The 13,662-nt window shown below is 31.5% G+C and carries 11 protein-coding genes and 1 other annotated feature; of the genes, 9 read left to right on the top strand and 2 right to left on the bottom strand.

Going from position 1 to position 13,662, the window contains the following annotated elements:
* Positions 1 to 70: 70 nt before the first annotated feature.
* A complete protein-coding gene (gene rocF, locus BN2665_RS12300) occupies positions 71 to 970 on the bottom strand; it encodes an arginase (RefSeq protein ID WP_055667411.1) in 900 nt (299 codons plus the stop codon).
* A 382-nt stretch (positions 971 to 1,352) separates the two neighbouring features.
* On the opposite strand from rocF, the gene BN2665_RS12305 reads away from it, so the two are divergent.
* The 3 genes from BN2665_RS12305 to BN2665_RS12315 all read left to right on the top strand — a co-directional run bounded on the left by BN2665_RS12305 (position 1,353) and on the right by BN2665_RS12315 (position 4,552).
* The gene (locus BN2665_RS12305; protein WP_055667412.1) at positions 1,353 to 2,297 is read left to right on the top strand and encodes an L-lactate dehydrogenase; all 945 of its coding nucleotides are present in this window, start codon (positions 1,353 to 1,355) and stop codon (positions 2,295 to 2,297) included.
* Between the two features lie 47 nt (positions 2,298 to 2,344).
* Positions 2,345 to 2,598, top strand: a binding site (T-box leader).
* Positions 2,599 to 2,699: 101 nt separating this feature from the next.
* Positions 2,700 to 3,716: an aspartate--ammonia ligase gene (asnA, locus tag BN2665_RS12310; RefSeq protein ID WP_055667413.1), complete on the top strand. Its 1,017-nt coding sequence runs from the start codon at positions 2,700 to 2,702 to the stop codon at positions 3,714 to 3,716.
* 29 nt (positions 3,717 to 3,745) lie between these two features.
* Complete coding sequence (locus BN2665_RS12315) at positions 3,746 to 4,552, top strand: class I SAM-dependent methyltransferase (protein WP_055667414.1); 807 nt, start codon at positions 3,746 to 3,748, stop codon at positions 4,550 to 4,552.
* A 24-nt stretch (positions 4,553 to 4,576) separates the two neighbouring features.
* Here BN2665_RS12315 and BN2665_RS12320 read toward each other — a convergent pair whose 3' ends face one another.
* Positions 4,577 to 5,566, bottom strand: coding sequence for a biotin--[acetyl-CoA-carboxylase] ligase (locus tag BN2665_RS12320; RefSeq protein ID WP_055667415.1), 990 nt, complete (start codon positions 5,564 to 5,566; stop codon positions 4,577 to 4,579).
* 170 nt (positions 5,567 to 5,736) lie between these two features.
* Here BN2665_RS12320 and hcp point away from each other — a divergent pair, with 170 nt between their 5' ends.
* From hcp to BN2665_RS12350, 6 genes are all read left to right on the top strand, one after another.
* Positions 5,737 to 7,575: a hydroxylamine reductase gene (hcp, locus tag BN2665_RS12325; RefSeq protein WP_074042302.1), complete on the top strand. Its 1,839-nt coding sequence runs from the start codon at positions 5,737 to 5,739 to the stop codon at positions 7,573 to 7,575.
* Between the two features lie 155 nt (positions 7,576 to 7,730).
* Positions 7,731 to 8,921: an LCP family protein gene (locus BN2665_RS12330; protein WP_055667416.1), complete on the top strand. Its 1,191-nt coding sequence runs from the start codon at positions 7,731 to 7,733 to the stop codon at positions 8,919 to 8,921.
* Positions 8,922 to 9,077: 156 nt separating this feature from the next.
* A complete protein-coding gene (deoD, locus tag BN2665_RS12335; protein WP_055667417.1) occupies positions 9,078 to 9,776 on the top strand; it encodes a purine-nucleoside phosphorylase in 699 nt (232 codons plus the stop codon).
* Between the two features lie 178 nt (positions 9,777 to 9,954).
* Positions 9,955 to 11,331, top strand: a complete 1,377-nt coding sequence (locus BN2665_RS12340) for a PhoH family protein (RefSeq protein ID WP_055667418.1) — start codon at positions 9,955 to 9,957, stop codon at positions 11,329 to 11,331.
* Positions 11,332 to 11,525: 194 nt separating this feature from the next.
* Positions 11,526 to 12,542: a phosphodiester glycosidase family protein gene (locus BN2665_RS12345; RefSeq protein WP_055667419.1), complete on the top strand. Its 1,017-nt coding sequence runs from the start codon at positions 11,526 to 11,528 to the stop codon at positions 12,540 to 12,542.
* Positions 12,543 to 12,558: 16 nt separating this feature from the next.
* Positions 12,559 to 13,593, top strand: a complete 1,035-nt coding sequence (locus BN2665_RS12350; protein WP_055667420.1) for a hypothetical protein — start codon at positions 12,559 to 12,561, stop codon at positions 13,591 to 13,593.
* The last annotated feature ends 69 nt before the right edge of the window (positions 13,594 to 13,662 follow it).

Raw genomic sequence — 13,662 nt, forward strand, 5'->3', positions numbered from 1 at the left:
GACTAAAGTGCCCTACGGGCATATAGGCGCAATAATAATGCTTATACCTAAATGACTGTAGAGCACTTTGTTACTTAAGGTTACTAAAAATTAAATTTAATAAATCTAAAGCAATTTCTAATGTCTTATTATTTTTATCAATTAAGGGGTTAAATTCCACAAAATCCATAGATCTTATAAGTCCGGAATTTAACAATATTTCTAATATAGCCTTTACTTCATCCAAATCCATACCTTCCTGCACAGGAGTTCCAGTACCAGGCACTAGATTTGCATCTAAAGAATCTATATCGAAGCTTAAATGAACATTTTTTATGCCATCCATATTTAATTTATGCAATACTTTGTTTAATATAGAATGAACACCTTGATTTTTTACATCTTCAGTTGTCCATACGTTTAAATGAAACTCTCTAATAATATCTTGTTCTCCTTCATCAAGGTCTCTAGCTCCTATTATATATACATTTTCAGGATTTATCTTCCTACCTTGATAATAAAGATCTGTAAGAACTTCATGACCCAATCCCATAGCAGCAGCTAAAGGCATACCATGAACATTTCCAGTAGGAGAGGTTTCATGGGTATTTATATCGCCGTGAGCATCAATCCATATAACGGCTAGATTGTCTAAAAATTTACTAGCTCCAGAAATGCTTCCTAAACCTAATGAGTGATCACCACCAATTACGAAGGGGAAATTTCCACATTCTAGAGAACTATAAACCTGATGAGCTAAATTTTTGTTTACTTCTACAATAGGTGATAAATATTTCATCTTTTCATGGGAAGAATATTTATCTTTAGTTTCAGTTTTAGGCACATATAAGTTACCTAAATCAAAAGCTCTGTGATTATACTTTTGTACTAAACTTATTAAATTGTTTTCTCTTAGGGTATTTGGACCGAATTGAACACCTTCTTTATCACAACCAAAGAAAAGTGGAACGCCAATTAGATTTATATTCATGGGAAGCACCTCCAATACTAAAGATTACAATTCTATAGCTACTATTTAAAAAGCTTATTCATAGAAATTGATATCTATTTTTTATTTTGCACAATAAATAATTATATATTAATTATAAAAAAATATAAGAGGTTTATGAAAATATGTATAATTAAAAATATTCTGAAAATACTCTATATAATATTATGTTGTATCTATTTAAGAATTTTATTTATAAAAATGATAAAAATATATGAATAATAAATTAATATAATAATAAATAATAAAAAATATTATGATTTTACAAATTGAAATAATTACAATAAATTTATTGATAATTATTATCAAATGAAATAAAATATTATTATAATGATGCAAAATTTAATGCTTGGAGGTTAACATAATGGATAAAAGAACTAAAATTTCTATAATAGGGGCAGGATTCGTAGGCTCTACTACTGCTTATGCCTTAATGCTAGAGGGATTGGCTTCTGAAATAGTTATAGTAGATATTAATAAAGATAAAGCAATGGCAGAAGCTATGGACCTTTCTCATGGAGCTGCCTTTGTAAAACCTGTAAATATTATATCTGGCGAATATGAAGATACAAAAGATTCAGATATAGTTATTATCACTGCAGGTATTGGACCAAAACCAGGAGAAACAAGGCTTGATATTATAAACAAAAATATTAGTATTTTTAAAACCATGATTCCACAGATAGTTAAATATAACCCTAATGCCATTCTTTTAGTAGTATCAAATCCAGTAGACGTATTAACCTATATAACTTATAAGCTGTCAGGCTTTCCAAGTTCAAGGGTTATAGGTTCAGGAACTGTACTAGATACTTCTAGATTTAGATATATGCTAAGCGAACATTTTAACATAGATGCTAGGAATATTCATACTTATATAATAGGAGAACATGGAGATTCTGAGATTGCTGCTTGGAGTTTAACTAATATTGCTGGCATGTCTGCGGATGAATATTGTTTAAAGATGTGTGCAAATTGTGATAGTAGTTTTAAAAATTCTATCCCAGAAGCAGTAAAAAATGCAGCTTATGAAATATTAAATAGAAAAGGATATACTAATTATGCTGTAGCCTTAGCAGTAAGAAGAATTGTGGAGGCTATTTTGAGAGATGAAAATGCTATTTTAACCATATCTAGTCTTTTTACAGGCCAATATGGTATAGACGATGTATATTTGGGAATTCCAACAGTAGTAGGAAAAGCAGGAGCTAAAAATATATTAGAAGTTAGTTTAAATGAGGAAGAATCAAGTAAATTGCATGAGTCTGCTGGTATACTTAAAGAATATATTTTAAAATCTGATATTTAGTATTGACAGTTATCATAAGCTGATATATAATCATAAAAAACAATAAGTTACAAACAGTGATAGGAAGAGTACTTATATGAAGTAGTTTCAGCGAGTAGGTGAGGGTGAAAGGCCTATACGAAGCTTATAAGGAAGAACAGCCTGGAGTTTCCAAACGAACTCATTATTGATAGTAGTCTTGGACGGAGCCTTACCGTTAAAACTAGGACAGTATATAGTGTTTTTTCTGTACTGATTTAAGAGAACTTATTTTTAAGTTAATTTAGGTGGCACCGCGGAAGTATAGCCTTTCGTCCTATTCATAGGATGAAGGGCTTTTTTTATTTTTAAAATTTATTAAAAAAATGACTATGGTTTGGCCAAATTGATAGTCCATTTATGCAGAAAAAGGAGAGATATAAAATGCAAAAATTGGACTTAATAATACCACAAGATTACAAAACTATATTAGATCTTAAGGAAACAGAGATTGCAATCAAGAAAGTAAAAGATTTTTTCGAAAAAGCATTAGCTAAGTCTCTAAGCTTGACAAGAGTGTCAGCACCTTTATTTGTAAAAGGTGAAACAGGATTAAACGATAACCTAAATGGTGTTGAAAGGCCAGTAGATTTTAGTATTAAAGCCTTAGAGGAAGAAAAGGCAGAGATAGTACATTCTTTAGCTAAGTGGAAGAGAATGGCTCTTCATAGATATGCCTTCATACCAGGAGAAGGACTATATACTGATATGAATGCTATAAGAAGAGATGAAGATTTGGATAATATTCATTCTATTTATGTAGATCAATGGGATTGGGAAAAAGTGATCATAAAAGAACAAAGGAATATTGAGTTCCTAAAGGAGATTGTCACTGAAATATTTAAGGTGTTTAAATCTACGGAAGACTATATTTCTAAGGAATATTCTTTAATAGATAAAATTCTTCCAGAAGAGATATTTTTTATAACCTCGCAAGAATTAGAGGATTTATATCCATCACTGTGCCCAAAAGAAAGAGAAGATGCTATTTGCAAAGAAAAAGGAGCTGTTTTTCTAATGCAAATAGGAGGAGAACTAAGATCTGGAGAGAAGCATGATGGGCGTTCTCCTGACTATGATGATTGGACATTAAATGGGGACTTATTGCTTTGGTATCCTGTATTAGATAGAGCTCTTGAACTATCCTCCATGGGAATTAGGGTAGATAAGAAGGCTTTAGAAAAACAATTAGCTGTAAGTGAGTGCATTGAAAGGAAAGAATTGCCCTTTCATAAAATGCTTTTAAGTGAAGAACTGCCTTTTACCATCGGAGGTGGTATAGGACAATCAAGAATTTGTATGTACTTTTTAAGGAAAGCGCATATTGGAGAGGTTCAAGCTTCCATATGGCCTGAAAAAATGATAGATATTTGTGAGAACAATGGAATAGCCTTATTATAGGAAGTATCATATTATGAGGGGGAAAAATCATGGTTGATGAAGTAAGAGAGTATTATGACAGTATGGCTGAGGTGGAGTGGGATAGATTAAATAATCCTTATTCTACAATAGAGTTTAGAAGTACTTTGTATTTAATGGATAAATATTTTCCTAAGGAGGGTTCTATTCTTGACATTGGCTCAGGTCCAGGAAGATATTCTTTAGAATTAATAAAAAGAGGTTTTGACACACACCTATTAGATATTTCTATTAAGGAGCTTGAAATAGCAAAGACAAAAATAGAGGAAGCAGGGTTAAAGGCTGGGAACTATTATTGTAGAAGTGCCTTAGAATTAGAGATTTTTGAAGACGAAACTTATGATGGAATTTTAATAATGGGACCTTTATACCATTTGCACCATAGAGAAGATAGGCTGAGGGTTATAAAAGATGTTTATAGAATACTAAAAAAAGGTGGAATTGCTTTGTTCTCATATATTAACACTTGGGGATGCTTAAGAGCAGGAGTTAGTGAGTTTCCAGAGGTCTTTGAAGATTTAGAGCATTTTGAAAGATATATAAAAGGTGATTTAAAGTTTTCACCAGAAGAAAGCTTCACAGCTACTTACTTTACCACTCCAAAGTTAGCTATGAATGAGATAGAGGATGGCGGATTCAATATTATATCTTATGCAGGAGCAGAGGGTTTTTTAAGCGGTATGGGTAAACAATTATCAGATTTATCTATCTCCCTGCCAGGGATTTATGATAATTTTGTTCAAAAGGCTGTGGAATATTGCGAACTTCCTCAGTATAGAGATGCTACGGAGCATGTTCACTTTATAGTTAAAAAATAAAAAGCGACTTCTGTCGCTTTTTTCTTATATGTATCCATAAAGTCCTCGCATAGAAACCTCTCCAGATATTATGGGAAGTATAGTTCCATCCTCTTTCTCGATTATAAGTTCTCCCTGGTCATCAATATCTATTACCTTTGCAATTATAACTTCATTTTTATTTATGAGTTTAACCTCTTTTCCTATAAATATAGAATTAGCCCTACATATCTCTATAGTAGAATTTATATTGCTGTAATTAATCATTTCGTTGTATAGAGGCTCAAATTCATTCATTATCTTAGCTATTAAATTTTTTCTTATTATAGATTCACCTTTTTCTAGTTTAATAGAAGTCGCAATATCCCTAATTTCTTCTGGAAAATCCTCTAGATTTAAATTTGCATTTATTCCTATACCCATGATAATATAATTTATTTTAGTTAATTCACCACTCATTTCAGTAAGTATACCGCAAACCTTTTTGTTATTTATAATTATGTCATTAGGCCATTTTATTCCACAATTGATATTACAATATTCTTTTATGGCTTTATGTACTGCTGCAGCAGCAATTAAGGTTATTTTAGAGGCATAGGAGGGCTCTACATCAGGCCTTAGAATTAAAGACATCCAAATTCCCTTATCTTTTGGAGAGGTCCATGCTCTGCCCAATCTTCCCTTACCAGAGCTTTGACTTTCACTAATTATTAAGGTTCCTTCTTTTTCGCCTTGTCTAGCTAGTTCTTTAGCTTTAGCATTAGTGGAATCTATACTTTGAAAATAGTAAATATTTCTTCCTATAATATTTGTTTTTAAATGAGGGCTTATTTCTTCATAGGTTAACAGGTCAGGACTGCTAATAAGCTTATAGCCTTTATTTGATACAGAGCTTATTTCATAACCTTCTTCTTTAAGGGCTTTAATATATTTCCATATAGCAGCTCTAGTTACCCCTAAACTTTTACTTAGTTCTTCACCAGATATGTGACTATCTGAACTTTTTTTTAATAGATCAAGTATTATGCTTTTCATAGCTATCATCCTTTATGATTTTAATTCATATAATTATAACATTAACTATAAAAATTTTCTATCTGTAACCAATGTTACCGATATTGAAAGTTATTTTTAGTACAATAAGCTTGTAAGTTCGAAAAAATAAAAATTAATTAATAAATATGACTTTAAGGAGGAGTAAATAAATGATAACTGCTAAAACTCTTATAGGAGAAGCTTTAAAATTAAACCCAAAAGCAGCAGAAATTTTGATGTCAAAAGGGTTAGGATGCATTGGATGTCCATCTTCACAAATGGAGTCTCTAGAAGAAGCAGCTCAAATCCATGGTATAGATGTAAATGAATTATTAAAGGATTTAAATAAGGATATTCAAACAGGTTCTAACTATGAAATGTTCTGCTATCAATGTGAACAAACTGCTGGCGGTAAAGGCTGTGTAAAGGTAGGGGTATGTGGTAAGGATTCAAGGGTTGCTGCATTACAAGACTTATTAGTACATCAATTAAAGGGCATTGGATTCTATGGTAATATTGCTATAGAAAATGGTTTAACCATTAGTGATAAAATAAATAGCTTTGTTATGGATGGATTATTCACTACCTTAACTAATGTAAGCTTTGATGCTGAAAAGATTGCAGCTATAGTATTAGAGGGAAATAAAGTAAAAGCAGAGCTTAAGAATATGGTAGGTGCAGTAGAAAATGTGTTTGAAGGTGCTGACTACGTGGCTCCAGAAAACATAGACGCTATGATGGAAGATGCAAAGGCCTTTAATATTATGTCAGATGCTTCCCTTAATGAAGATATAAGATCCCTAAAGGAATTAGCTATCTATGGATTAAAAGGTATGGCAGCTTATGGTCATCATGCTTATGTTTTAGGATACCAAAATTCAGAAGTTAATAACTTCTTCTTTAAAGCTTTAAGCAAAACTTTAGACCAAAGTGTAACCCTAGAGCAGTGGGTTGGATTAAATATGGAATTAGGTTCCGTTAACTTTAAAGTTATGGAATTGTTGGACAAGGCTAATACTGATACTTATGGACATCCAGAACCAACACCAGTTGCCATTACAAAGAAAAAAGGACCTTTCATAGTGGTTTCAGGTCATGATCTTAAAGATTTAAAACAATTACTTGAACAAACAGAAGGAAAAGGAATAAATATTTATACTCATGGTGAAATGCTACCAGCTCATGCTTATCCAGAACTTAAAAAATATAGTCATTTAGCTGGAAACTATGGCGGAGCATGGCAAGATCAACAAAAGGAATTTGATAACTTACCAGGAGCAGTTTTAATGACTACAAACTGCATACAAAAACCAAGAGATAACTATAAAGATAGAATCTTCACTTCAGGTGTAGTGGCTTGGCCAGATGTAGTTCATATTGATGATGTAAATGGAGTTAAGGATTTTACAGCTGTAGTTGAAAAAGCTCTTGAACTAGGCGGATGGTCAGAAACTGAGGAAGAAAAGACTATACTAGTTGGCTTTGGAAGAAATGCAACTTTAAGCCATGCTGGCGAGATTATAGAAGCAGTTAAAGCTGGTGCTATAAAACATTTCTTCTTAATAGGTGGTTGTGATGGAGCTAAATCAGGAAGAAATTATTATACAGAGTTAGCTACTAGCTTGCCACAAGATACAGTAATACTGACATTGGCTTGCGGTAAATATAGATTCAACAAGCTTGATTTTGGAACTGTTGCTGGATTGCCAAGGTTATTAGATGTGGGACAATGTAATGATGCTTATTCAGCAATTAAGATAGCATTAGCTTTAGCAGAAGCCTTTAATTGCGGAGTAAATGATCTTCCACTTTCAATGATATTGTCATGGTATGAACAAAAAGCTGTATGTATACTACTAACATTATTGTCCTTAAATATTAAGAATATAAAATTAGGACCATCATTACCAGCTTTTATATCTCCAAATGTTTTACAAGTATTAGTAGACAATTTTGGAATTGCGCCAATAACTAATGCTGAAAATGACATAAAAGAAATATTAGGATAATCCTTTGAGAACCAGTTTTTTAAGAACTGGTTCTTTTACTTATAGTTAATAAAATATAAAAAGCTTCTTCTCATGGAATAAAAAACATAATATAAAAGCTTAAAAAGTGAACATAATAAGATTATAGTTTTTATTTTACGGAAGAAGGCATAATTATGAAGAAATTATCAATTTTCAAGAAGATTATTATTCTTTTTCTAATTCTCTTTATAGGTATTTTTAGTTATTTTTATAGTTTATATAGCAATATTCGTAATAATATATATGAGGCTACACCTAAAGAAAATGAAATTGAAGTAAAAATTAAAGGAAATATGGAACAAAAGACAGAGCATGCAGAAGAAGAGGAGAGTAACTTTCAATATCAAAAGGGAATTACCAATATACTTTTCATAGGCCTAGATGCTAGAGAAGTAAATGAAAATAGCAGATCCGATTCCATGATTATAGCTACTATTGATGAAAATAACAAGAAGTTAAAATTTACATCTATAATGCGAGACACTTATGTAAATATACCAGGCCATGGACAGCAGAAAATAAATACAGCTTTTGCATTAGGAGGGGCTCAATTATTGTTAAAGACCTTAGAAAGTAATCTTAATATAAAAATTGAAAAATATATGGTGGTAAACTTTTGGGGATTCCAAGATATAGTAGATAGTTTGGGAGGTCTTGATATTAGTATAAAGGATTATGAGGTTGATGAGATAAATAAGTATATAGGCGAGGTCAATGAAAAAAAATCACCTAGGATTATAAAGAGTGGTTTGCAGCATTTAGATGGTCAGCAAGTACTAGCTTATACTAGAATAAGAAAAGTTGGGGATGGATCCTTTGAAAGAAATAGGAGACAGAGAGAAGTGATGATGCTTTTAAGTGAAAGAATATTAGCAATGAATTTTTGGAATTATCCTTCTATGGTGAGTAAAATTTCTAATTATATAAAAACTAATATAGAACCTATGACTATTATTAATTATGGATATACCGTTTCTAAAATAAAACCTATGACCATTGAACAATTGCAAATACCAGTAAGCGAGTTATGTGAAGGTGGCAATTATAAAGGTAGCTGGGTTATAATAATGGATAAAAAGCAGAATAGCAATATATTAAATAATTTTATATATAATGATAAAATAATAGATAAAAAAGACTATGATTATAATGCATTTAAAAACATTATAAGTCAATATAAAAATTATGATAAAAAAGCATCTAATAAAAGTGCCAAGAAGATTATTAAAAGAGAAGATAATATGAATAAAGCTCCTCAGAGAAATAATGATAAATTGCAGCATAATGACGAAGAACATGACGACTATGATTTATCTGAGGAATAGAATAAGATACCTTAAATAGCTAGTCCGTAATTAGTATAGTGACTAGTTATTTTTTATATATAAAGTATAAAATTAAAAAAATCTCTTTAAATAAGTGCATATATATAATATCATTATATTTACATCGTAGTTAAGAAATTTATAGGAGGAATTTATATGAGTATACATATTGGAGCAAAAGATAATGCTATTGCAAAAACAGTGTTGCTTCCTGGGGATCCATTAAGGGCTAAATTCATAGCGGACACCTTCCTTGATAATGTAGTTTGTTATAATGAAGTAAGAGGAATGTACGGTTTTACAGGAAATTATAAAGGTAAGGCAGTTTCTGTTCAAGGTACTGGTATGGGCGTACCCTCTATATCTATTTATGCTAATGAGCTTATTCAAAGCTATGGAGCAAAAAATCTTATAAGAGTAGGAACTTGTGGTTCAATACAAGAAGATATTAAGGTAAGAGATGTAATCTTGGCTATGAGTGCGTGTACTGATTCTAGCATCAATAAATTAAGATTTAATGGTATGGATTTTGCACCTACTGCTAATTTTGAGTTGTTAAAAAAAGCTTATGATTATGGTATGGAGAAATACTTAAATATGAAGGCGGGCAGTGTTTTGACCTCGGATACTTTCTATCAAGACGAACAAGATGCTTGGAAAAGATGGGCTAGATTTGGAGTGCTAGCTATTGAGATGGAAACAGCTGCTCTATATACTTTAGCAGCTAAGTTTGGTGTAAATGCTTTATCTATTTTAACTGTCAGTGATAGCATTGTTACTGGTGAGGAAACTAGTGCTAAGGAAAGACAAGAAACCTTTACTAAAATGATTGAGGTAGCTTTGGAATTGGCATAAATTAAATAAAAATAACCTATAATTTTAGATTTTATAAATCTTAAGTTATAGGTTATTTTTATTTTTAAAAGCATATGAAATCATTAGAAGGAATAAATATAAATAACTATATTCTATATAATTAACAATTTTTATATGAAGACATATTATATAAGCAAAGGGAAGGAGGTTTTTGGCATTGAAGAGGACTTATGTACTGGATACTAATGTTATTCTTTATTCCCCGGCAGCGTTGATGTCCTTTGGAGATAATGATGTAGTAATACCAGAGGTGGTTTTAGAAGAATTAGATTCATTCAAAAAAGATAAAACTGATTTAGGTGCTAATGCTAGATATGCAGCAAGACTAATTGATAGATTGAGGAAATTAGGAAATTTAAATACAGGGGTTGATTTGCCAGGTGGAGGAAAACTCAGGGTAGAAATGAACCACTATGATACAGAACTTCCAATAACCTGGGACAAAAAAAAGGCTGATAATAGAATAATACAAGTTTGTAAGGGCCTAAAGGAAAAAGGAGAAGATGTATATTTAATAACTAAGGACACCTTTGAACGAATAAAAGCTGATATAGTAAATATTAAAGTAGAAGATTTTTATGAGAAAGTAGTGCCAGAGTATGATAATCAATATACTGGAAGAATTGAGGTATATCTATCTTCGGAAAGCTTGGAAAAATTTTTTCACGAAAAAAAAATATCTTTAGAGAAGCTTTTATTTTATTCAGAGGAAGATCAAAAGTATTCAGTACCAACGCTAGAGGTTAATCAATTTGTCATTTTGCATAATATGGATAATCCAAAGCAAACGGCTTTAGGCAGATTTGACGGTAAGGATATAGTACCTCTAATATTTAAGGATATGAATCTTATGGGAATAAACCCTAGAAATGTAGGACAAAGATTCATGCTTGAATGCTTGTGCAGTAATGCAGAAAAGGCACCCTTAGTGATAATAAAAGGACCAGCAGGTACAGCTAAAACCTTATTTTCCTTGGCTGCGGGATTGCATAAAATAATAGAAGAAGAAAGCGGAGAATATAGAAAGATACTAATCTGTAGACCTAATGTAACTATGGATGAGGAGATAGGGTTTTTACCCGGTACGGAACAAGAAAAGATTGCACCCTTTATGAGACCAGTATATGATAATCTACAGATATTAGTTGACTCTGATGAAAAAGAGAGATATAAAAATGAAAAGGAATTAGATGATAAGGTAAATGAACTTTTTCAGAGAAGGATTATTACTACAGAAGCGGTGGCCTATCTTAGAGGAAGATCTATAGTGAAAAATTGGGTGATTATAGATGAAGCACAAAATTTAACTCCTAAGCAGGTTAAGTCTATTATTACCAGAGTAGGGGAAGGAAGCAAGCTTATTCTCATTGGAGATCCAGATCAAATAGACCAACCTTTTCTAGATTCTAGATCCAATGGATTATGTTACGCATCTGAAAAAATGAAAGGCAGTCCTTTATGCTATCAAGTTACTTTAAAATTCGACGAATGTGAAAGATCTGTTCTTGCCTACGAAGCTGCTAAGAGACTTTAGCATCATAAATATATGATTTACAATTTAGGTATAAGATTATATAATTAAGCAGATAAGGTGACTTATCTGCTTTTTATGAATAAATTTATAAAAATTTAATAACTTAAATCTATTTAAAAACGTACTTAATTATTGTAAAATATACAGTGGGTTCAAATTGATATAATGTGAAAATAGAAAGGATCGATATAGGAATGAATTCAACTCCTAATATAGAAACGAAGAAGAAGCCAAGGAAGAAAAAGCTTTCTTGGAAGATGTTAATATGTTTTTTGGTATTTGAAATTATGTTTACAGGAATTACAGCTCCACTTTTAGTTTTTTATGGACCTTTTGAAAATGTAAAAACTACCATAGTAGGAGCAGCCATGACCACATTAAGTCATCAGTATATTGCTAAGATTTTTCTTTCTGAAGAGAAAATTAATGCAATATTAAACAAAGATAGTGTAGAATCGGTTGAGCAAGTAAAGCAAGATGATATAAAGCTACCTAAAAAGCATGACAGCAGTATTGAGAGATATGATATAAGTGGTAAAAAGTTTAAAGGACATATACTGGTTATAAATGATCCTACTAGAGTTAAGGTAGGATACACTAAAAAGATGAAAAGGGAAGGACAATTAACAAGCCAAATTGCCAAAGATAATGATGCTATTGCGGCAGTAAATGGCGGTGGCTTTACAGATATTTCTTCTGATGGTAAATGGACTGGCACTGGGGGCACTCCTACAGGTCTAATAATGTCTCAAGGGGAATTAGTTTTTAGTGATTTAGCTAATAATAATGAGAAGCGAGAAATGATGGCTCTAACTAAAGAAGGAAGATTACTGGTAGGGAAATATAGTGTAAATGAATTAATGGAGTTAAAAACCATGGAAGCTATATCCTTTGGCCCTCCTTTAGTAATAAATGGACAACCAACTATTAAGAATGGAGATGGAGGATGGGGTATTGCACCTAGAACTGCTATTGGACAAAGAAAAGATGGTGCTATGCTGCTACTTGTAATAGATGGCAGACAACCTTTGTATAGTGTAGGGGCTTCATTAAAGGAAGTACAGGATGTGTTAATACAATATGGGGCCTATAACGCTACTAACCTAGATGGAGGTTCTTCAACTACAATGTACTATGACGGAGAGATTGTAAATAGACCTTCCGATAGTTTGGGAGAAAGAAGCGTGGCATCTGTAGTCTATGTAAAGTAACAAAGGAGAGAATTAAATGAAGCATTTAAAAAGAATATTAATATGGATTTTAGTTTCCCTATCTCTTCAGCTATTAGGTCTGTTTTATATAAACAATTATTATTTGTCTAATAATGTTTCTGACATTAAGGCTAAAAAGGTAGAAAATAAAAAGCCTGAGCCAAAAAAAACCATAGATATTTCCGTACCACAAAATGCTAAACATGTTAATTTATCTTATGATGGTAAGTATTTATCTTATTATGATGGAGATATTCTAGATGTGGTAAACACAGATAACGGAGAAATACAAAAGGTTAATTTTGAAGATGGAGTAAAGATATCTTTTTACAGATGGTTGAATGACAGAAATAGAATGCTCATAGCTGAAAAGGCTCCAACTAAAAATAATGGAATTACATTAAAGCTTTCTTATTATGATGTAGATAGAAAAGAAAAGGTGGAAATAAAAGATTTAGCATCCATAGACCAAAAGTCTGAAGTGGTAGATATTAAAGCCTCAACTTTAACTAATGTAAAATATATAAAAGTAGCTCATTCAGGAAATAGAAGCAGTATATATTGGCTTAATATAATGGAAGATATGAGAAAGATAGAAACAAAATCTTATTTAATTGGCAATATAGAAGTGATACCTCATGAGGATAAATTAGTTTATGAGGATTTAACTTATAATAAAATACACGTTACCAATGTAAAAAATCCTATAACTATAACTGGTGCAAATAAATTGTCTTTGGTATCCGTAGATTCTGAGGACGTTATTTATCTAGCTCAAATGGATGGTGATAAGGTGAAGAAAATCCACTATGGCACCTTAAAGGATAGCACTGAAAAATGGTCAGTAAGCGAGATAAATTCTGAAACTGTTACCTTAAGTGATGTGTATGTATCCTTAGATGGGAAAATATTTATTAATGACAATTTAAAAGGTATAGTTAAGGAGCTAAGTTCTGGCAAAGAGGTTTCTTATGAAGGCAAATTCTTGCATATGTATAATGGCGGAATTGCTAGCATAAATGGAGGAAAACTTATAAAAACTAAATTCTAAGGGGCAGCTTTTAGTTTGCTCCTTTTAAATTATATTATTTTAATGATATAATATTTCTAAATACTTTGC

The organism is Desnuesiella massiliensis (assembly GCF_001403615.1).
Classification (GTDB): Bacteria; Bacillota; Clostridia; order Clostridiales; family Clostridiaceae; genus Desnuesiella; species Desnuesiella massiliensis.

What these genes read in the sequence shown, in the direction of transcription:
- BN2665_RS12315 (WP_055667414.1), top strand. Translation starts at nt 3,746, where the DNA reads ATGGTTGATGAAGTAAGAGAGTATTATGACAGTATGGCTGAGGTGGAG.
- BN2665_RS12350 (WP_055667420.1), top strand. Translation starts at nt 12,559, where the DNA reads ATGAAGCATTTAAAAAGAATATTAATATGGATTTTAGTTTCCCTATCT.
- BN2665_RS12330 (WP_055667416.1), top strand. Translation starts at nt 7,731, where the DNA reads ATGAAGAAATTATCAATTTTCAAGAAGATTATTATTCTTTTTCTAATT.
- hcp (WP_074042302.1), top strand. Translation starts at nt 5,737, where the DNA reads ATGATAACTGCTAAAACTCTTATAGGAGAAGCTTTAAAATTAAACCCA.
- BN2665_RS12320 (WP_055667415.1), bottom strand. Translation starts at nt 5,566, where the DNA reads ATGAAAAGCATAATACTTGATCTATTAAAAAAAAGTTCAGATAGTCAC.
- rocF (WP_055667411.1), bottom strand. Translation starts at nt 970, where the DNA reads ATGAATATAAATCTAATTGGCGTTCCACTTTTCTTTGGTTGTGATAAA.
- BN2665_RS12345 (WP_055667419.1), top strand. Translation starts at nt 11,526, where the DNA reads ATGAATTCAACTCCTAATATAGAAACGAAGAAGAAGCCAAGGAAGAAA.
- asnA (WP_055667413.1), top strand. Translation starts at nt 2,700, where the DNA reads ATGCAAAAATTGGACTTAATAATACCACAAGATTACAAAACTATATTA.
- deoD (WP_055667417.1), top strand. Translation starts at nt 9,078, where the DNA reads ATGAGTATACATATTGGAGCAAAAGATAATGCTATTGCAAAAACAGTG.
- BN2665_RS12305 (WP_055667412.1), top strand. Translation starts at nt 1,353, where the DNA reads ATGGATAAAAGAACTAAAATTTCTATAATAGGGGCAGGATTCGTAGGC.